The organism is Shewanella subflava (assembly GCF_025971955.1).
GTDB lineage: Bacteria > Pseudomonadota > Gammaproteobacteria > Enterobacterales > Shewanellaceae > Shewanella > Shewanella subflava.
Genome location: NZ_JAPDMX010000003.1, coordinates 372,497 through 393,923 on the forward strand (window position 1 = coordinate 372,497; position 21,427 = coordinate 393,923).

Consider the following 21,427-nt stretch of genomic DNA (forward strand, 5'->3'; position numbering starts at 1 on the left):
AGTGCAGTGAAGGTTGAGCTTTGGAACGCGTAATACTGACCTGCGCCTAAATGACTTAGGAGTATATATGAAATATTCAATCTTATTTGCTGCACTATTCTTTGCTGGTTCAGCCGCTGCTGTTGATTGTGTTGAGTGTCATGAAAGCTTTGAACTGGCATCACACGTTGAAAACGAAGCGACTTTAGCTGTATGTGCTGATTGTCATGCAATTGGTGATGCACACGAAATCGATATGGAAATGCATAGCCCTGAACTGACAATCACTGAATGTGCTGATTGTCATGAGATGGAAAAAAAGTAATTTCCTCTGCGGCTATTAGTGAGCAATGATTAAAGGTCTTCTCAGGAAGGCCTTTTTTTAGCTTGTTCATTTTTGCTTGGCGCAGCAACCCGCCCTGATGCACTAATTTGGGGGATAATAGCGTTTTTCTCGTCAGCATTATCATCTTGTTCAGGTAAGTATCCCGACAGTTTTTTAGCCAGTACGTTATAATTGATAGGTTTTAACATATAGCCGGTAACTCCTGCTTGAATCGCTTTTAGAATATTGGCTTGTTCCCCATGGGAGCTAATAATAAAAACATCGGTTTCTAACAGCTTTTCATGAACTCGAATGTCTTTTAATAAATCTAACCCAGAATCACCCTCCATCTCCCAGTCGGTTAATACTAATTGAAAAGGCGCTTTTTCTTCTGCTGCTTCGATCAGTTTCTTTAACGCCTTTTCTGCACTGCTAGCACTGTCGACTTTTTTAAACCCCATTTCCGCTAAAATGGTGCAGGTAATCCCAATCATAGACTCAGCATCATCTACAACCAACACTCGAGGCATGCTGGTGGACTGCTGCGTATTTTGCAGCTTATTCAGCATCATCTTTATTTTATTATGCAGGGAGACTAGGGTAATAAGTTTAGTTTCAAGCTCTTCAGTCGCCGAGCTGTCGCTTTTGGTAATAAGCGCACGTTGTTGGTTAATAGAATCAACCAATATCGCTTTTAAACAATTTGCCTCTTTAGAAGTAAACATAGTGATTGAGTGCCCTTAAGTAGAAGAGTGAAATCGATAAACAACAGTCGATATGATTATAAATGTAGCGCTTGCTGAATAAATAAGCGATACATTTTGTTGCGTAAGTTATTTATTTTTCGCGCTTAAGTTCACGATTTTTAATTTTAAATAGGTGCACAATGTTGTTATTGAATGCACCTCGTCTTCAATTGTTACGCTGTGTGCGAACGCTTTTTACCTGTAATGAATCATCATAAAGCTAACTGAAGTTAGTTAACCTAGTTTGAGAGCATGATATGCAAATCGGTAGCTGTTGGTTTGACCGACAGAATAAACAATTAATTGATCAATCAAAAGATATCTCGTGGCCATTGAATGATCAAGAATACTGGGTGTTGGAACAGCTTGCCGCCCACCGTGGTCAAGTAGTATCCATTCAACAGCTAAAATCGCCGAACATGCATCGTACTAACATGATTAAAATTGTCGAAGCATTGATTCAGTTTTTAGGGAAAGAGCATGCAAGCTTATTGGAGTATATTCCCAATCAGGGCGTGATTCTGTATAAAAATGCCACATCACAACCTTCTCGTTTGCTGGTGTCACCCTATGGCCCTATGTCCTATCGTCAGTATTTGTTCGTTATTATATTGGTTATAGCGGGTTGTGTTTATGCTTATTCTGGCTTATCGACCACAAGTTATATTAAGGCTGACTATTCTAAATGGATTATGTCAAAACAGGGGGGGCTGACAGAGTTATTAGTTTATGCTGCTGATGATGAGCAATATAAGTTGAATGAAAAAATCGATGTAATTGCTAAACATATTAAAAGTTGTGATGCAGTAATTTGGCAATCCATTACCTTAGCGCTATCCAGCGACAAACTCAGTTTTAGCCTTGTTATGAAGCGCCAAACCGATGCCACTTGGCTTTATCATAATGTGAAGTTATCGCGTGCTTATTTAGAACAGCAATGGTTAAGTGCAGAGTGGCTTAAAGAGGTACAGATCTGTGATTAACCACAGTCGATTTACCCTATTTAGTGTCAAAGGCGGGCTGGGTATTGCATTGGCATTGTTCAGTTTGCTCATGGTAAAGCTGACCTGGTTTACAGATAAAGCTATGTATGATGTGCAATGTCAGGCCAGTGCATTTTATTTGTCTAAGCAACCGACAGAAGAAATACAGCATGGTGACATGTTGCTTCATCTTGTCGAGCAAGATGGTCGGTTGTCATTAACATATTATTCAGCATTTGATGACAATGTTCGTGAGTATGCAGTATTTGAAGGTGAATTATTGGAGTTACATACCGGGTCAATTACCTATGACTACAGCATGAATATGATTGATTATCAATTTTCAGAGGTCAGTCAATTGAATGATTATCTTCTGCACGAACTCAATCTACCCAGTGTAAAAATAGGCCAATCATTTCCACAAAGTATTCAAGTATTAGACGCCGATTTTGAACGTCACTTTTTGGTGCTCAAATTTTCTCCTAGCAATCAATTGTGGGCCTGTAATTTATTGTATTGAGACACTGGTTACAGAGGGGCGGGTTAACGTAAATTCATTTAATCCTATAAAAGAATTGCGAGAACTATAGTAAGATTAGGCTATCGTAATTAGCAATAGAGTGACTTTGTGGCAAAGGTAAAAGTTAAACAAGAAGAAGCACTTTCAGTAAAATTTAGTCACCAAATGGGAACTGGTGATCAGCGTGCCTTTGATTTGTACTTTTTTTTGCCCAGTGAAATGTGGATAGACAGTAAAACCTTAGATGAAGAAGCTTATTACCATAGTGGCATAGTTGGTAGGCGTTCATATTATTCAAAAGGACTGCATTTACCGCTAGTACAATCACGTTTTGCCAGCTTAAACAAGCGCACTTTAGAAGAGTTTCGTTTATACCTTAACTTATTTGCCTACCAATTTGCAGTTGCCATTGAGACTGATGCGAAAGAGTTACGCCAAAAGTCAGAGTCTCAGGAGTTTTATCCTGCACTGAATGATTTATGCGATCAAGTCGCACAGTTATTAAAGAAATTTCGCCGTAATGAACCTAGTGAAGAAAAGTGGAAATCTTACTTTGAACATGCGGACAATTATCTGTCTTGGTTTTGTGAACAGCAGCTGCTAAAAACCCTAGCGCATGGCCCTCGTAGCGCTGAACACAGTGAGATTTCTGACAAAGTCATTGCGCTATGCCGAAGTGAAAATGATTACCGTGAAGTGGAAAAACGCTATAACTCAACAAGCACCAAGCAAGATGCCAATCGTATCTCAAATAAAATGCTGTTATTACGACGCCTCATTCAGCAAGGTGTTGTGTTAAAAGAAGAGTTGAAACCGCTAGGAATTGGATTAAAGAAGTTTGTCACCGGATTGGCGACCGGATTAGTGATGTTAGTCGTCTCGGCTTTGATCTTTAAAGCACAGGGATTCTTTAATGGTTTAACCCTAACGTTATTACTGACCCTTGCGGTTATTTATGGATTTCGTGAGATTTTTAAAGAAGACATTCGCAATGCGATGTGGCGCATTATTCAGCGCGGGCGTCCGCGTTGGAGCCGGATCCTGCGCGATACCACAACTCAGGCGGTAGTGGCTAAACAATTAGTTTGGCTTGAATTTCTTCGCCCGCAGGACATTCCTAAAAATGTCGCTGAGATAATGAAGCACCGCCATAGCCAAAATAAGGTGGATACGACGGTTTTGCATTATCGCATTGCTACAAAAGTGACCAATAAACCCTTTGAGGCGGGTTACTCGCAAATTCAGGAGCAAGTTAACTTTAACCTGGTGCCGTTTGCGCGTCATCTTGAGCGTGGTAAAGCGAAGATCTACCACGAATCAGATGGAAAAATCAGTAATGAATCGGTTGAACGTCGCTATCAGCTTAATTTAGTCGCAGTGCTCAAAGACGGTAAAGAACCGGCTGAATATGCACGATTTAAAGTGACCATGAACCGTTCAAGTATTATTGAAATTACCGAAAGCAAATTACCTGATAGCATAAATCCGTTTACTATTGAGCAGGACTAATACCCGTTTAGAGCATGCTTGTATTGCCAAAATCAAATGTTGCAGTTCGTGTATAAGCCTGACAAATATTTTGATCGCCAGATTGCTTAGCCCGCTTAAGAGCCACATCGGCGTTAGCGAGGTATTGTTCTAGGCTTTGCTTTTCTAAATAACCCGCAATACCAATGTTTATACCCTCATCTAGCTGATGATTGGCTAAGTTTTGCAGGGTTTTTATGGCAAACAAGTGGGTATGTGTGGCATCTGTTTTGGGGAGAAATAATACCAGTTTACCTAATTGTAAATGCGCTAATTGATAACTGGGTGGTAAATCAATTAATAACTGGCTTTCAATATCCTGCTGACGCTTTTCTAGCTGGCTAATATCACCCATGTTATTGAAGATGCCTTCAGGGTTGATATCCATCACCATCAGACTGGAGCTAAATTTTATATTTTCACTGGTATTATTAAAGTGGTTTTCTAAATCCACCATTCTCATCACCATATTGCTTTTTGAGGCCATCATTGTCGAACTATGCATAGGCGTTGGTACATGGGTTTCAACCGTAAAAATTAAGTACTCGATGTCGCCTTCTAGTGAAAGGTGGCCATTGATGGTGATTTTTAAGTTTTTGTTAAATCGGCTTTCTTCAAAAGGTGATATCTGTCCTTGCCACTCACCTTGCAGGGTGACTTGTGTGAGAATATTGCCCCAGACATTGCTAATTTCATTGCCCAGTAATGAAACAATATCAAGCTGATTATCACCATGCAATTGCATTAATCCATCAAAACAATGGTTGAAGCTAATCATTTTACCTTGCGCATCGGTTAACGCTGTTGCGATAGCGCCGTCACTCAGTAATTGATTTAAAAATGCCAGTTGTCGACTGGCCACTAATTCACTGATGTCGTTAAACACCACAATCCAGTAATGCTCTGACGGTGATAAAGATTCACGATGAATATGAATATTGATTTGATGGTTATCATCATCTAAACCTATACAGCCAGACCAGCCCTGTTTTTCATAGAGAATATTGGTAATTTCATCAAATTTATCATCATTAAGATTTAACACACGCTGTAAACTGCGGTCTGTTAAGGTGTTTAACTGATAGTGTAAAGAGTTGGCCGCACTTTCATTAATGCCTAAAATTCTGCCACTGTCGTTAGTAATGGCATAACTCAATTCAGTATTGAACAAACCATTGGAGAGACGAATGCTATTATGCCTGGCTTTGCGCTCCATTAAATAGCGATAGCGGAACACGATTAATCCTACCCCGAGTAAGCCAATAAAAATACTGGCGACCACTAATACAATGGTCCATTGTTCAAAACGGGTGGCGATATCTTGATGTCGAATATACGATAAGAAAAAATACTCTCGCTTGGTTTCATTCTGACCAGTTAGCTCAACTTTTAAATAGACAAAAGTGGAATTTTTGCTGTGATATTGGCCAAAATTATTCATCGCCATTGATTGCCATAGCTCTGGATGAGTCTGTTTTAAACTGGCCCCTAAGGTATCTGGCATATTGGTCAGCGGATTTGACTGATTCGCACCAGCATATAAAAAGCTTTGGTGGTCCAATAATAAAAGTGGCGAATTGGGATTAAAGAACGCTGGTTTAATCGTATCCAATAAACGCGTAACAGAATTGTAGGTGACCAAATAGCCGTTAATCGATTGATCAGGGTTTTCTAGCCAGGCCAGTTGGAAAATATACGGTTCTAACTTGCCATCAATAGGAATAAAAGCCATATCAGAAGAGAATATTTCCCCTCCGCCTAAGGTGCTTTTACCTTTTAATAATTTAGCGGGAAGTGCCAGTCCCTCAAAATTACTTGAGGTAGCAAATTTAAGTTTGCCCTGTGGATCGTAAAGGGCTAAGCCGAGTAATTCAGGGATATGTTTAGTCAGTGAGTCCCAACTTTGAAACAGTTTTTGTTTCTGTTCATCACTTGGGCTTGATAGGTATTGGCGCAGTAATTCACCGTTGGCGAAGGTTTGCGTTCTAAACTGTAAAAAACTCATTTTATCTGATGCTAAAGACGCAACCGTTTGCAACTCGCTATAACGCTGACCGGCCCAATCTTCTTGTAGCCGACGTTCGCCCATATTAATAATCATATTGGTGGCAATAAACAGAGCGATAATCAGTAATATGATTTGGCTTGCTAGCGATAAAATATGGGTGCGAGACCAATGAATATCTTGGACCGAAGCAATGAGTGGTACTGCACTTGAAATGGTGTTTTTTCGTTTAAACATTGCGCCAACTTTGTTTGTAAAATATCGCCAAATTACACTTATGTGAAGCGGACGCTCATATTAGCATGAATTGTTTAACTAAATAACCTCAACTTAGAGCAAGAGCTAAATAATCCAGATTGACAATATTGCTATTCAATTGCTGATAACCAACTTGAAATTTGTATAGCTATTAAGGTGAATTGACGCGTCATTAGCGGTTTGATTCGCATTTGTTATATGCAATTGAAGTGATCTTAATCGTCATCAATAACGGCTTGTACGAGCGGAGGGTTTCTCGAAATCACGCTAGATTTTTAGTTTGTATAATAACAGTTTATCGTAAAAAATTGTTTTGTTGGGTGTTCTCTTTTGGCGATTTTGGAACACCTATTTATCGGGAACCGTTTTAACCGACAACATTAAGTTGTCGTTCAGTAAAGTGACATCCTGCATGGGTGGCGATCTGGCGGCATTGTTCTATGTCGACATCGGTTAACCCATTAATGGCACTGACAGAAACAGATTTAACGTATTGTGGCGCTAGGTTGATAAAGTCACGGACGGCCGCATAAGCCATTGGTAACTTTGGCTGACAATGCTTTATATAGGCTGCTTCGGTATCAGCATTAAGTGAAATTGACATTGCATCAATACACTTTGCCAGCTCAGGTAAAATATTGCGTCGATGGAATAAATTGCCCAATCCATCTGTGTTCAGTCTGACTTTTGCACCGCGCTGCTTTAGCTCAATAGCAACGGTAAGTAGGGTATCTAAGTTTAGTGTTGGCTCACCATAACCGCAAAATACGTATTCATCAAAGGCCTTTACATCTCCCAATAACGGTAGAATGTCATCCGCGTGAATCGTTTTACTCAATGTTAAATCATATTCTGCCACCTGTTTGCTGCCATTATGTTTTGGACAAAACTGACAGCGTAATGTGCAACGGCTTGTCAGGTTGATATAGCGGTTTTGGCGAATATCGTACACTAAGGTGTTATCAATTATTGAGTCGGTAGCTTGGGTCGATTTCATACGCTGCTAGGATGATGGATGACAATTAATCATACTGTATTTGCAGGATGGTGAATGTTGGTCAGATCTCAGAACGTGAAAACAAAAACAGCGCTCAATAAGCGCTGTTTTTAGGAAAAAGCAAAGGTTAGTGGTAATCGGCTTCGGTGTTTTTGGGGCGCCACCACCACAAATAGAACTGCGTAAAGACCCGTTTTATGTCATCTAAAATGATATAAAGTACGGGCACTAAAATCAGCGTGACTACCGTTGAAAATAAGATACCAAATGCTAATGATGTGGCCATTGGGATCACAATCTTCGCCTGTAAGCTTTTTTCCATGATGATTGGCGCTAGGCCAACAAAGGTGGTGAGTGAGGTAAGAATAATCGCCCTAAAGCGATAACAACCTGCATCGATTGCCGATTGTAATAACGGTTTACCTTCTTCACGGGCTTTGTTAACAAAATCAACCAAGATTAATGAGTCATTCACCACCACACCGGCCAGAGCGACAATGCCACATAAGCTTAATACGCTCATAGACAATCCCAGCACAAAGTGACCGACTAACGCGCCAATCATGCCAAAGGGGATCACTGACATGATGATCAATGGCTGACTATATGATTTTAACGGAATGGCCATTAATGCATAAATGGTAAACATGGCAAAGAAGAAGCCCTGAATTAAGCCAATCATGGCATTTTGCTCATCCAAGCTGCTGCCATCAAGTGATGCTGAAACATGTGGATATTTAGCCGTTAAATACGGGATAAACTCAGACTGTACTTCATCAACAACTTTGCTTGGTTCCACTTTGTTTTTATTGGCATTGGCACGAATCGTAATAGCACGGCGTCCGTCAACCCGAGTTATCGAAGCGTAAGAGTCACCTAACTCAACGGATGCGACACTTGAAAACGGAACTGTTTGTCCATTTTGGGTGCGGATCATCATATTTTCAAGGTGACCAATAGTGCGTCGCTGCTCTAATGGGTAGCGCACCATGACTTTCACTTCTTCTTTATTGCGTAAAATACGCTGGGCTTCATAACCGTAAAACCCGTAACGCACCTGACGAGCTAAATCTGATAACGTGAGCCCCTGAGCTTCGGCTTCAGGTAAAATGTTCAGCCTGATTTCATGACTACCGGATGAAAAGTTATCTGAAATGTCATATACACCTTCGTAGGTGGCTAATTTAGCTTTAATTTCTTTTGACGCTTCCGCTAATTGATCTAAATCGCTAGACGTTAATCGAAATGACAAATCACCGCCAGTATCATTGGTGCTGGCATTAATGTTGAGTTTTTTAACCGATAATAATTCTGGCAACTGTTTGCGCCACTCTTCAGCTATCGTCACGCCGTCAACTTCACGATCTTCGCCCTTTGTTAATTCAGTGAAGATAAATGCTGAGGTGCGGGAGTTCAGTGACACAAAGCTGTGCTTAACCACAGCAGAGCCATATTTATCTTCCATTACCGCATTCATTTTGTATAACGCATCTTCAACCTGCTGCACAGTGGTTAATGTGTTGAGCTCCGAACTGCCTTCATCCATCTCTAATTGCACTTGGATAAAGTCTGATGGGATATCTGGGAAAAACACCCAGCGCACTTTACCACTTGCTACTAAGGCGATAGAGAGAATTAATACCCCGATAAACAGGGCCACAACGTTGTAGCGTTGCTTAATACAAGCCTCTAAAAAATGGCGATATTTGTGGTGAATAAAGAATTGTAATTTATCGTTTAACGCCACTTTGAAACGAGAAAACACATTCGTTGGCTTGGTTTTTTTACGCACTTTCATGTGTGCTAAGTGAGCGGGTAAAATAAATTTTGATTCAATCAATGAAAATGCTAAACATAAAATAACAATCATGCCGATGGATTTCCAAATGATCCCCATCGGACCAGAAACCAAGATCATAGGCACGAAGGCCGCAATCGTAGTTAATACACCAAAGGTGGCAGGCATAGCGACTTTATGTACACCGGTAATGACGTTATTTAATGAATGACCATTTTCTTCGACTTCGCTATAGGCACTTTCCCCAATGACAATGGCATCATCGACAACTATTCCCAATACCAAAATAAACGCGAACAGGGTCAGCATGTTAATTGACATCCCGACCATAGGCATGAGCAGCATTGCGCCTAAAAAGCATACTGGCAGCCCCATCATTACCCAAAATGCGAGTTTAAGGTCAAGGAAAAGTGCCAGAATAATAAAGACTAATAGAGCACCATAAAACATGTTAGATAACATCATGTTTAATCGGCCTTGGAGGTAGTGGGTTAAATCTCCCCAGGTATCTAATTGCACATTGGCAGGCAAGCTACTTTGTCGCTCAGCAATATAAGTTTTAACTTGCTTCGAAATGGCCAACGCATTTTGGTCATCAATACTGGTAATTTCAATAATGGCAGCAGGTTTGCCATTAAAGCGGGTGTAACCTAGGCGCTCCTCAAAATCATCTTTAATTTCTGCGACCTGTGGTAGCATAATTCGGCTACCATCAGGCTTGGTTAATACGGCAATTTTGGCAAAGTCTTCACCGGTATAAGCCTGACCTTTGGTTCGTAATAAAATATCCCCGTCTTTGGCGCGAATAGAACCACCAGGTAAATCTATCGAAGAGTTTTGTACCGCTTGGGCGACCTGGCTAAAGCTCAAGCCATACTCTCGTAGTTTATCTTCTGATACTTCAATGCCAATTTCATAGTCACGTACACCGTTTAATTTGGCGCGAGTGACACCAGGCAGATCGGTGATATCTTCTCGAATCGATTTGGCGATTTCTTTCATATCATGCAACGAAATATCACCGTATACCGATACCCAGATAACATTATTTTCTGGTTTTATTTGAAAAATATTGGGTTTTTCGATGTTATCAGGAAAGGTTGCGATGGCATCTATACGCAGTTTAGATTCATCAAGTACCGCTTGAACATCATAGCCATCATCGACTTCAATGGTTACCGAGCCCACACCATCACTGGCCACTGAGGTAATTTTTTTAATCCCTGAGACATCTTGAATGGCTTCTTCAATCTTGATGTTAATCCCTTCTTCAATTTCCTGTGGCGCAGCCCCTGGGTATGCCACATTGACGTTGATAAGGTTAAGGGTAAAACTGGGGAAAACTTCTTTGTTGATCAGTACTGCACTGAATAAGCCGCCGCCAATCAACACTAACATTAATAAGTTTGCGGCAACGCTATTGCGGGCAAACCAAGCAATAATTCCTGACTGACCTTGCATTATTCTGCTCCTGCTGGGCTGATTTCATCATCTGACACATCATCAGCAGGACTTGGTTGCTCAACCTCGCCTAAAATTTTTACTTTCTGGCCATCAGATAAATTAACCACATTAGTGGTAGAGATACGTTCACCATTGGTAAAGCTATCTTTGATATAGACGTTATCGATATCACTTTTCACGATATTAACCGAGCGCATTTCAATGGTATTGTCAGGCTTAACAATGGCAACCTGATCATTTCTCACCACATAGCGTGGCAGAGAAACAATGCCGGTTACGGTGCGGCCTTTTATCACAGCGGTCACAAAACTACCGTATTTTAATGGCAGTTTATTGATGGTTCTCGATTGAAGTAGGTAGGGATCGGTCACCTCTGCAACCAAATACACCATACGATTTTGCTCATCAATGACATTTTCACTGCGGATAATCTTGCCTTCCCAGGAGATATCCTGACCAGCAAGTGATGCATTTAAAGTGACTTGAGTGTCGGGATTATCGATGGACTCTAAATAAGCTAAATCGCTATTGGTGAGCGGTAAGCGAATTTCTGCGGTCTGGGTGTCATACAGCTCACCTAAGTTAGTCCCTAAGGTCACGTATTGACCTAAATCTACTTTTCTTGCTTTGATGATGCCGTCAAACGGCGCGCGTATTACGGTGCGCTCAAGATTTCGTTGTGCTCTTGCTAGCCCTGCTTGCGCAGATTTAAGGTTAGCCTGTTCTTTTTTAAGCTGAGGAATACGCAAACCGAGCTCTGGTGCCACGCCTTTATCAAAATCTTTAAACTCAATTTTAGCCACTTCACCTCGGGCGATTTCTTCATTAAGCATTGCTGTTGCTTGTGCCACATTGGCCTCAGCTTGCATCAAGTCTGCTTCATAATCTGACGGTTCGATGAGCGCAAGTTGTTCACCTTTTTTCACCATGCCGCCAGCGACAAAGTTTGGTGAGATACTTTGCAATCGACCTTGAACTTCGGTGACTAACTGGGTTTTATATTTAGGATTAACCACACCGTAAGAAGGTAAGTTCAGCGATACTGTTTGTTGTTCAACGGTCATGACATCCACAATGGTCAAAACTGCCGCTTCTTGTTTCTGTTCCGGTGTTTCTTGTGTCCCCATTAGCAGTATGGCTAACCCAATAAATACAATCAGGATAAGGAGGGGCGAGAGTCTTCTTAAAATAGTCATCATTCTTTTTGCGTATCCATGCTGAATTGTGATTGATGCGATTAACAGGTTGTAATTGTTGTTTTTATCACCAATCAATTAACTGTTTTTTTATGCTTATCAGTATTATGCCTAAACTAGCAGAATTTCAGCTTTACCTAAACAGCTTTAAGTAAATAAAGTGTATCAAGTTTGTTGCATTGTTAGTTTGTTGTGATTTTGGCTGATGAGGCTCTAATCATGTCTAACCTCAACGGTATTGGTATTTTCCAAGAGAATATTGATTAACCAACGTTATGATGAGCTAGGCTCGTTTTTAAATAGGGCTGAAAACGGCATTAAGTGGCCATAAAAAAGCGAACCCGATTGGGTTCGCTAGATTAGAATATTGCTTGAGATAACTTTAATTCTATTTCTTTTTCTTAAACTTTTTAGACGATTTTTTTGCGTCTTTAGCGTTAGCTTTTTTCTTACCAGGCACTTTGGCTTCTTTATGCTTAGGGCGCAGTTCTTCAATCACACGACGCTTTAGCGGTTGCTCAATATAGCGTTCAATTTTACCTACAATGCGAATATCATGCGCTTCAACCAACGAAATGGCAGTGCCTTTGGCACCCGCACGACCTGTTCGGCCAATTCGGTGAACATAGGTGTCTGCAGAACGTGGCATGTCATAGTTAATCACATGGGTAATATCATCTACGTCAATACCACGAGCGGCAACATCCGTTGCCAATAGGACATTGACTTCGCCTTTAGTAAAACGGCCTAATGCTTGGAAACGTTTTTTCTGCTCCATGTCGCCACGCATAAAAGCACAAGGAATATTGGCTTTTAGTAACAACCCTTCAAGGCTAGCAACGACTTCACGGGTTTTAACAAACACGATAGTTCGTTTGACTTGTTCTTGGCGTAAAATATGACACAGCAGGGCAAATTTATGCTCTTTGTTATCAGCTAAATGCGCCCATTGATGTATTTTGGCTTTTTCGCTGCGCGGTGCCTCAACATCGATAGTAATAGGATCTTTTAACAGATCTCGGGCAAAACGCTCTACACCACTGCCTTCTAATGTGGCAGAAAATAACATGTTTTGTTTGCGCCCCTGTGCTTCAATCGCAATCGCTTGAACCACTGACGAGAACCCCATATCAAGCATACGATCCGCTTCATCGATAATCAGAATATCGACTTCAGTGGCATCGAACTTTCTTTTATCGAGGTATTCCATTAATCGACCTGGGGTGGCGATCAAAATGTCGACATTACCTTCAAGCGCTTCTTCTTGAGGGGCGTATGGTACACCACCAGTAATGATAGCAATGTCGAGATCCAAATCCGTTGCTAAATGGCAAGCATAACGATGAATTTGGCTGGCAAGCTCACGTGTTGGGCTTAACACCAATACACGCGCCTGACCTTCAAATCGACGAGGGAAGTCAATAAGGTGTTGTAATGCTGGTAGTAAGAAACTGGCTGTTTTACCGGTTCCTGTGGGTGCACGCGCAAGAATATCCCGTTGCTCCATCGCCATAGGAATAGTTTCTTGCTGGACTGTGGTTGGGCTTTTATGGCCCATGGCTTTCAACGAATCTAATAACCTTGGGTCTAAATCGAAATCTTCAAATAACATGCACGTGGGTCTCGCTTAAAAGTAGCCAAGCATTATAACTGACGAATCACATAGGCTAAAGTTTTAAGTAGAAATCTCGACATAAATCTATCATTTTGGCGGAGTAATGGCCCTGTTTGTTACGAATATGCATCTGGCTATTAACAATCGGCTTGTGGGCTTTGCCATGTTTTACAGCTAGCAACCAGCGGCTTTGGGCTTTGCCCTCGACACTGCTAACGCTCACATATTCACAAATATGCAAAGGTGTTTGTGCCATAGCTTGTTTGAACTGAGGCAAGCTTTGATAAGGAATGATCAAGCTTGCTGTGCCTTGTTGATGTAAAAGTTGTGTAATCGCGCTAAGTAATTCAATAAAGCTAAGTTGATCGGTATGCCTTGCAGTGGCTCTGGCGATATTTTGCGTTTGAGGCCCATTGGTAAAATAGGGCGGATTACAAATAATGTGATCAAAAGGCGCTTGCGTGTGTTGAATAAAAGATAAGCAGTAACTTTGAATACTGGTGTGTAATAGCGTGACTTTTGCTGACCATGGGCTCCTACCTATGTTAGCTTGGCAGTCATCAACCGCTGCAGAATCAAGTTCAATTGCGGTTATCTTTGCAGCATGATGAGAGCGTTGGGCCGCCATTAAACTCAACAATCCGCTGCCTGCGCCAATATCCAAAATGTTTTTAGCTTCGCCCAATGCTGCCCATGCGCCTAATAACACACCATCCGTGCTGACCGACATACCACAACGGCTGTCATCAATATGAAATTGTTTGAATGTAAATGGCATACGTTTTTCGGATAAAGGACAGAAGGTGGCATTGTAGCAAAATAATTGCCTTTGTTAATTTGCCGCATCGGGTCTTAATGATTTTATCGATACAGAGACTGTTATACGGTTAGTTTCTAGTTTCTAGTTTCTAGTTTCTAGTTTCTAGTTTCTGGTTTCTGGTTTCTGGTTTCTGGTTTCTGGTTTCTGGTATCTGGTTTCTAGTTGCTAGGTTGTTGGGTTTTGTTATGGTTATTTGTCGGCTGTTTTGCGTATGTTTAGTGATTTTGCGAGTTGTTTAAGCATAAAAATGTAAATTTGCAGTTTATCTTGTTCTACTATTGTGTGTGGAAGGATTCTTTGATATTAGTTCCAGCCCGTTTTGCCATTGTAAAACCGCGGTTCTATTTGTTTTAAGGGTTTTGACCGGCCATTGAACAATCATCGCAGCTAGGTTAGTCGTTTTTTTATACTGATTTGGGTAGGTTTTATATGGCAAAAGTGTACATATATTTTTACAGCTTGTGTTTTGTTATAGATTAGCAGTAGCTAAATATAATTTGATCACTTAAGTTGGTAAAAAACAAATACAATTAAATGAGACCTCATAGTGCAAACAACTAAACTATCGATTACCGATACCTTTGGCCTAGGATTTATGGCTTTCGCATTCTTTTTAGGCGCAGGAAACCTGATATTCCCAACTTTTGCAGGCTTTTTAGCAGGCGAAAATATGCCGCTTGCTATGCTTGGTTTTCTATTAACCGCAGTCGGAATGCCACTGATCGGGTTAATTGCGGTAGCCAAATCTAACGGTAAAATTATGGCTTACTTGCCGCCATTTGCCGCTACCGCATTGGCTATTGCCATCTATATCATTATTGGTCCTGCGTTTGCCGCGCCAAGAACCAGCTTAGTTGCATTCGAAATAGGTGCCCGCCCCTTTATCGCTAACCCTGATGCGGTTGTGATGATTGCTGGTCAGTCCATCAATATTGCCCAGCTGATATTTACATTAGTGTTTTTTGCCATAGTGATGGTGATGTCACTTTTTCCGGGTAAGTTATTAGATAGCGTCGGTAAAGTATTAACCCCTATTTTAATTTTATTGTTAGTGGCATTAGCAATGAGTGTGTTGTTTTTATCAGGTTCAGAAGTGGGTGCGCCAGTTGATGAATACCTCTCTAGCCCTTTATCAAAAGGGATTATTGAAGGTTATAACACCATGGATACTCTGGCATCGATTTTATTCGGTATGTTGATTATTGATTTACTGCGTAAAAAAGGCATTGAAAATGCGGCGGATCAAACCAAATACCTCATTCGTGCAGCAATCATTGCCGCATCTGGTTTAGCCTTTGTGTACATTTCACTGTTCTTTTTAGGTGTAACAGCGGGTGACTTAGCCACTGGGGCATCCAATGGCGGAGTTATTTTAACAAACTATGTTGATCACCACTTTGGGATGCTAGGCATTGTGCTGTTGTCGACGGTAGTGGCATTAGCGTGTTTAACCACCGGAATTGGCCTAGTCACAGCTTGTTCTGAGTTTTTTAATGAACTGCTACCGAAGATTTCATATCAACGTTTTGTGATATTTTTCAGTGTAGTGTGTGCTACGGTGGCCAACGTTGGATTATCACAGTTGATCTCGATTAGTGTTCCTGTTCTGATGACGATTTATCCTGTTGCCATCGCACTGGTATTGATTACATTAATTACGCCTAAATTTGCGCGTCCAGCGTTTTCACAGCGACTTGTTTTGAGTGTGGCATTAGCCTTTGGTATTCTTGATGGCTTTAAAGCAGCGGGTGTCGATATGTCAACCTTTAACTTTTTGCCATTACACGCTGAAGGTATGGCATGGCTCTTACCTACAGTTATCGTCACTGTAGTGTGTTTATTTCTACCAAGAAGCGCACAATCTAACTCTGCTGCCTAAATGCGTTAACGCTGAGTGAGATGAAATTAACCCGTTGGATATGCTAATCTACAACCAGTATATCCAGCGTGTTAAATTGAGTATGACTTGAATTCAACCGACTATTCTCCACATCCAATGATTGAGCAGTTTCTTGATGATTTATGGTCATCTAAAGGGTTAAGTGAAAATACCTTAGCCTCTTATCGTACAGATTTAGCCCATTTTGAGCGTTATCTCCTTAGCCAAAAATCTTCATTAATTGACGCTGATAGTTTGCTACTCAAAGATTATCTGGCTTACCGCTATGAGCAAAAATTTGCCAAAACCAGTACAGCAAGATTAATGAGCAGCCTGAGACGCTTTTATGGATTTTTAGTGATAACTAAGCAAATAAGCGTTGATCCAACGGCTCTTATTAAATCACCAACACTGGCAAGAAAACTCCCAGATAGCTTATCAGAAGCCCAAGTTGATACCTTGCTTGGTGAACCCAATATTGATGATCCAATAGAGTGTCGTGATAAAGCCATGTTAGAGCTGTTATATGCAACAGGGTTGAGGGTGACTGAATTAGTAAGTTTAACCATGGATCAAATTAGTTTACGCCAAGGTGTGGTCAGGGTGATGGGGAAGGGCGGTAAAGAAAGGTTAGTGCCATTGGGTGAACAAGCAATTGAGGAAATTGAGCAATATTTGAAAACCGCCCGTCCAGAGTTACTGCACATGAAACCGTCGGATGTGTTATTCCCATCTAAACGCGCTCAGATGATGACTCGGCAAACTTTTTGGCATCGAATTAAATTATATGCCTCAAGAGCAGGCATCAGTGTGCACTTGTCACCACACACCTTAAGGCATGCGTTTGCGACTCATTTATTAAACCATGGCGCAGACTTAAGAGTGGTACAGTTGTTATTGGGGCACAGTGATTTATCGACCACACAAATATACACCCATGTAGCCAAAGCAAGGTTACAATTGTTACATCAACAGCACCATCCAAGAGGTTAATGCACTAGGTAGTTTTTGGTTACATTAAAAGGCTATCTCATGGTTGCGTTAATTGTCGTAAATCTGTAAGTTTTGCACTTAAAGTCGGGTCTAGTTATGTAACCCGTGTAATTAGGAATCATCATGAAGTTATCCAATGCATTCATTCTTGTCGCCAGTTTACTTGTGCCGGCAATGTCACAAGCGGCCTCTACTACTGGCAACCAAAACAGTGAATTGAAACAAAAAATATCTGATATGTTAGGCGTTGAAGTGACAACCATTCAGCCCTCTCCAATAAGTGGTTTACAGCAAGTGCTGACCGATCGTGGTGTGCTGTATATCACTGAAGATGGCTCAAAGCTTATTCATGGTAATGTTTATGATTTAAACAACCGCATGAAAAACTTAACCGAAGCGGCTTTAGCGGGTCCTCGTATTGAAATGCTTAAGTCATTTGAAAAAGACATGTTGGTGTATAAAGCTAAAAATGAAAAGCATGTGGTCACAGTGTTTACCGATGTAGATTGTGGTTATTGTCGTAAATTGCACAATCAAATGTCAGAATATAATGACTTAGGCATCACAGTTCGCTATTTAGCCTATCCTCGCGCAGGTATACCTTCAGCTAATGCTGATGAAATGCAAGCGGTATGGTGTGCAAAAGACCCATTACAAGCCATGACAGATGCGAAAGCGGGTAAGAATATTCAAGCGGCTTCATGTGATATTGATATCTCTAAGCAGTACCGTTTAGGTATGTCTTTTGGGATTAACGGTACCCCTGCAATGATACTGGAAGATGGCTCTATGATTCCGGGTTATCAACCACCAGAAAATTTATTGCAGACTATTGAATCTAGATAGTAAGCTAAAAAAGGTGAGCACAGGCTCACCTTTTTCCTATTCTATAGTTAACATTACATCATCCTCATAGGATCTAAGGTTCGTTTTGTCGCATAAAATTATCCGTCGCCCTCAGGTAGATGATTCTCATTTACCCGCTTCTTTACCACCGCTATTGAAACAGTTATATGCTCGACGTGGCGTAGGGCAGGATGATTGTGAGCTGGTTTTGGCAAAATTATTACGCCCAGACACGATGAAGGGGTTAGACATTGCCGCTAAAATCGTGGCAGACGCAATGCAAAACCAACAAAAGATCCTTATTGTTGGCGACTTTGATGCCGATGGTGCAACCTCCACCAGTGTGTGTTTACTTGCATTAAAAATGATGGGTGCGACTCAGGTTGATTATCTGATCCCTAACCGCTTTGATTATGGATATGGCTTAAGTCCTGAAATTGTTGCAGTAGCCCACAGTAAACAAGCGCAATTGCTTATCACCGTTGATAACGGTATTTCATCTATTGATGGAGTCAATGCGGCAAAGGCTTGTGGTATGCAAGTGGTGGTTACAGACCATCATTTACCTGGTAAAACTTTGCCTAATGCTGATGCAATCGTCAATCCTAATCAACCAGAATGTCAATTTGCCAGTAAATCCATTGCAGGGGTGGGGGTGGCGTTCTATTTAATGACTGCCATTCGCGCTGAACTGCGCCAGCGAAATTGGTACACATTACAAGGTATAGAGCAGCCTAATTTAGCGGTGCTGTTAGATATCGTCGCTTTAGGTACAGTGGCTGACGTGGTCTCATTAGACCCTAATAATCGCATTTTAGTGCAGGCTGGGCTTCAACGGGTGCGCGCTGGGCGATGCCGTCCAGGAATCACCGCCTTATTAGAAGTGGCCAAACGTGACCCGAGTAAAATTGTCGCTGCCGATTTTGGTTTTGCTGTTGGGCCGAGATTAAATGCAGCAGGGCGTCTTGATGAAATGGCATTAGGGGTCGAAACCTTACTGTGTGACGACATTATGCGCGCAAGGCGAATGGCGGCTGAATTAGACGGTTTAAATCAGGACCGACGCGATATTGAAGCGGGGATGCAACAAGAGGCGTTAAAAAGTTTACAAGCCATAGCGCTTGATGAAGCTACATTGCCCTGGGGATTAGCTTTATTTCAGCCAGATTGGCATCAAGGTGTTATTGGCATTTTAGCATCACGTATTAAAGACCGATATCATCGTCCTGTCATTGCCTTTGCCGATGCTGGCAACGGAGAGATAAAGGGATCAGCACGGTCGGTTAAAGGGCTGCACATGCGAGACGTATTAGAGCGGATTAATACGATGCACCCAGGTATGATCATTAAGTTTGGTGGCCATGCAATGGCCGCGGGATTATCCTTAAAAGCGGATGCCCTAGATATGTTCAAACAGGTTTATGATGATGTCGTTCGCGACACATTAGATTATGAGCAACTTACTGGAGAGTTAATGTCCGATGGTGAGTTAGTTGCCGCGAACATGACCTTAGATACCGCCTTTATGCTGCGTAATGCGGGGCCATGGGGGCAATCATTTGAAGAGCCGTTGTTTGATGGTTTTTTCAATGTAGTACAGCAACGTATTGTCGGCGAAAAACATCTTAAGCTATTACTGGAAACCGAGTGCGGTCAATTAATGTTAGATGGCATTGCGTTTAATGCTGATATGCAAACTTGGCCAGATGCGACAATTAAACAAGCTCGGGTGGTTTATAAGTTAGATGTCAATGAGTTTCGAGGCAATCAAACGGTACAACTGATGGTTGAGTATATCGAACCTATGTAGCACTTAAAGTGTTGTGGTCTGCAGACATTGCAGAGCCGTTCTGCTCATCAAGGTCAATCTGTGATCATAGATAACCAAGGGCAAATGCATGATAAAAAGCAGATTGTTATGGTTAATCGATATTCTACAATTTAAACATTTAACGCCGTTATCGAGAGTTTTTACAGGCTCAAATCAGCAGTTATGTATTACGATGGATACTAAATTCAGTAAGTCATCATTTCAGATACAAAAAAGCCTCGCAATGCGAGGCTTTTTGTTAATCAAGTTATTAGTCGCTTCAAGCCACCAATATAAATATGGTGCCCGAACCCGGAATCGAACCAGGGACACGAGGATTTTCAATCCTCTGCTCTACCGACTGAGCTATTCGGGCGACGGGGTGCAATTTAAGGTTTTATGGTGTTTGAGTCAACCGTTTTTTTGCAAATAAATTCATATTTTATTGCATGTGCTGGAATTAAAGCCGTTTCGGCTAACAAATCGACATTTTTACCCGTTAAAATAGGGTCATGTTTATGGGGACGCCATAATAAACAGTGATTATGTTTAACAGTGAAAATAGCTTTGCAACAGTAAATATTCTTTTCATTGCCGCTAGCTTTACTGTTTTTTACCTTTGATGATCTCACTAAATATTATGGTCAAGTTATTGAAAAACAATTATATTATGGTGGTAAGTGAATAATACAGACGATTTTAAATCGGGTGGAATACTATTGGTGTAATAGTTTTGCAGTAGTGCGGCGCATATCATCGCAATCAATTCAGCGTCTATTACTCATATAGTTAGTCCATTGCGCCCTTTGTCAGATACAAAAAAGGCCTCATAAAGAGACCTTTTAATATCACTAAATCGTTAGTTACTGACTAATTCGTTATTTGGAAAGTTAGCTTTCATCACAGTTAAGGTATTTTCTCTTAACTGTTCTTGGCCTAATTCTTCATATGCCACAGCCATAATTTCAAGGGCGGATTCAGCTTCAGGAGTACCAGGGAATTTTTCTAATACCGTTTGTGCACGAACTGCTGCTGCGCTCCAAGCGTTCATCTTGATGTAGTATTTTGCTACATTAATTGAATAACGCGCTAAGCGGTTTTTTAGATACTGCATACGTCGTTGGGCATCTGCGGCATATTTGCTGTTTGGATAGCTTTTGATCATGCGATCGAAGTCTTTAAATGCTTCTTCAGCGTTTTTAGGGTCACGATCTGTACGATCAATATTCATCATATCGTGAAATAAATAACTATCTGCCTGCATATTTGTTAAACCACGCATATAATACACGTAATCAATATTGGGATGAGTTGGGTTTAAACGTAAAAAACGGTCTATATTGGCTAGACCAGAAGCAACATCATCCATTTTGTAATAAGCAAAAATCAGATCTAATTGAGTTTGAGTCTTATGTGGGCCGAAAGGGTAACGCGAATCTAGCGCTTCTAATGTACGAACCGCTTTTGAGTAGTTTCCTAACTCCATTGATGTTCTAGCTTGTGAATAAAGCATTTCTGGAGAAGCTTTACTCGCAAACTCGTCATCTTCGGGACTGCTGCTACAAGCCGTTATGGCTACTGAAAGTAATACTAGGGCGGCGCCTTTGGCTAATTTATACATACTTGAATTCAATTCTTTTATAAGTTGTGGTTAAGAATTTTTCCA

General features: G+C 41.1%; 16 protein-coding genes and 1 tRNA gene. 8 read left to right on the forward strand and 9 right to left on the reverse strand.

What is annotated here, in order from left to right:
* Nucleotides 1–67: 67 nt before the first annotated feature.
* Nucleotides 68–304: a cytochrome c3 family protein gene (locus OHT75_RS03795; RefSeq protein WP_264725111.1), complete on the forward strand. Its 237-nt coding sequence runs from the start codon at nt 68–70 to the stop codon at nt 302–304.
* A 41-nt stretch (nt 305–345) separates the two neighbouring features.
* Here the strand turns inward: OHT75_RS03795 and OHT75_RS03800 are convergent, their stop codons facing one another.
* Entirely contained in the window at nt 346–1,029 is a 684-nt protein-coding gene (locus tag OHT75_RS03800; protein WP_264725113.1) for a response regulator, read from the reverse strand.
* Nucleotides 1,030–1,307: 278 nt separating this feature from the next.
* On the opposite strand from OHT75_RS03800, the gene OHT75_RS03805 reads away from it, so the two are divergent.
* The 3 genes from OHT75_RS03805 to OHT75_RS03815 all read left to right on the forward strand — a co-directional run bounded on the left by OHT75_RS03805 (nt 1,308) and on the right by OHT75_RS03815 (nt 4,062).
* Nucleotides 1,308–2,033, forward strand: a complete 726-nt coding sequence (locus tag OHT75_RS03805) for a helix-turn-helix domain-containing protein (RefSeq protein WP_264725115.1) — start codon at nt 1,308–1,310, stop codon at nt 2,031–2,033.
* Complete coding sequence (locus tag OHT75_RS03810) at nt 2,026–2,553, forward strand: hypothetical protein (protein WP_264725116.1); 528 nt, start codon at nt 2,026–2,028, stop codon at nt 2,551–2,553. Before OHT75_RS03805 ends, OHT75_RS03810 begins: the two co-directional genes overlap by 8 nt.
* A 108-nt stretch (nt 2,554–2,661) precedes the next feature.
* Nucleotides 2,662–4,062, forward strand: a complete 1,401-nt coding sequence (locus OHT75_RS03815) for a hypothetical protein (RefSeq protein ID WP_264725117.1) — start codon at nt 2,662–2,664, stop codon at nt 4,060–4,062.
* A gap of 7 nt (nt 4,063–4,069) precedes the next feature.
* Here OHT75_RS03815 and OHT75_RS03820 read toward each other — a convergent pair whose 3' ends face one another.
* The 6 genes from OHT75_RS03820 to OHT75_RS03845 form a co-directional block, all read right to left on the reverse strand.
* A complete protein-coding gene (locus OHT75_RS03820; protein ID WP_264725118.1) occupies nt 4,070–6,322 on the reverse strand; it encodes a nucleotidyl cyclase domain-containing protein in 2,253 nt (750 codons plus the stop codon).
* A 388-nt stretch (nt 6,323–6,710) separates the two neighbouring features.
* Entirely contained in the window at nt 6,711–7,340 is a 630-nt protein-coding gene (locus OHT75_RS03825) for a TatD family nuclease-associated radical SAM protein (protein WP_264725119.1), read from the reverse strand.
* Nucleotides 7,341–7,467: 127 nt separating this feature from the next.
* Nucleotides 7,468–10,599 (reverse strand): efflux RND transporter permease subunit, encoded by a 3,132-nt coding sequence (locus OHT75_RS03830; protein WP_264725120.1) that lies wholly within the window; start codon nt 10,597–10,599, stop codon nt 7,468–7,470.
* The gene (locus OHT75_RS03835; protein ID WP_264725121.1) at nt 10,599–11,801 is read right to left on the reverse strand and encodes an efflux RND transporter periplasmic adaptor subunit; all 1,203 of its coding nucleotides are present in this window, start codon (nt 11,799–11,801) and stop codon (nt 10,599–10,601) included. Before OHT75_RS03835 ends, OHT75_RS03830 begins: the two co-directional genes overlap by 1 nt.
* A gap of 385 nt (nt 11,802–12,186) precedes the next feature.
* Nucleotides 12,187–13,410 (reverse strand): ATP-dependent RNA helicase SrmB, encoded by a 1,224-nt coding sequence (srmB, locus tag OHT75_RS03840; protein WP_264725122.1) that lies wholly within the window; start codon nt 13,408–13,410, stop codon nt 12,187–12,189.
* Between the two features lie 55 nt (nt 13,411–13,465).
* Complete coding sequence (locus tag OHT75_RS03845) at nt 13,466–14,191, reverse strand: tRNA1(Val) (adenine(37)-N6)-methyltransferase (protein ID WP_264725123.1); 726 nt, start codon at nt 14,189–14,191, stop codon at nt 13,466–13,468.
* 589 nt (nt 14,192–14,780) lie between these two features.
* Here OHT75_RS03845 and brnQ point away from each other — a divergent pair.
* The 4 genes from brnQ (at nt 14,781) to recJ (ending at nt 19,761) form a co-directional block, all read left to right on the forward strand.
* Nucleotides 14,781–16,112 (forward strand): branched-chain amino acid transport system II carrier protein, encoded by a 1,332-nt coding sequence (gene brnQ / locus OHT75_RS03850; RefSeq protein WP_264725124.1) that lies wholly within the window; start codon nt 14,781–14,783, stop codon nt 16,110–16,112.
* Between the two features lie 117 nt (nt 16,113–16,229).
* Nucleotides 16,230–17,105 carry a site-specific tyrosine recombinase XerD gene (xerD, locus tag OHT75_RS03855; RefSeq protein ID WP_264725150.1) on the forward strand — a complete coding sequence of 292 codons (876 nt, stop codon included), beginning with the start codon at nt 16,230–16,232 and terminating at the stop codon, nt 17,103–17,105.
* Between the two features lie 123 nt (nt 17,106–17,228).
* Nucleotides 17,229–17,951, forward strand: coding sequence for a bifunctional protein-disulfide isomerase/oxidoreductase DsbC (dsbC, locus tag OHT75_RS03860; RefSeq protein WP_264725125.1), 723 nt, complete (start codon nt 17,229–17,231; stop codon nt 17,949–17,951).
* A gap of 85 nt (nt 17,952–18,036) precedes the next feature.
* Nucleotides 18,037–19,761 carry a single-stranded-DNA-specific exonuclease RecJ gene (gene recJ, locus OHT75_RS03865; RefSeq protein ID WP_264725126.1) on the forward strand — a complete coding sequence of 575 codons (1,725 nt, stop codon included), beginning with the start codon at nt 18,037–18,039 and terminating at the stop codon, nt 19,759–19,761.
* Between the two features lie 300 nt (nt 19,762–20,061).
* On the opposite strand, the gene OHT75_RS03870 is transcribed toward recJ, so the two are convergent.
* Both OHT75_RS03870 and OHT75_RS03875 read right to left on the reverse strand, forming a co-directional pair.
* Nucleotides 20,062–20,137: transfer RNA gene (locus tag OHT75_RS03870), tRNA-Phe, on the reverse strand.
* Between the two features lie 483 nt (nt 20,138–20,620).
* The gene (locus OHT75_RS03875; protein WP_264725127.1) at nt 20,621–21,382 is read right to left on the reverse strand and encodes an outer membrane protein assembly factor BamD; all 762 of its coding nucleotides are present in this window, start codon (nt 21,380–21,382) and stop codon (nt 20,621–20,623) included.
* Nucleotides 21,383–21,427 lie beyond the last annotated feature (45 nt).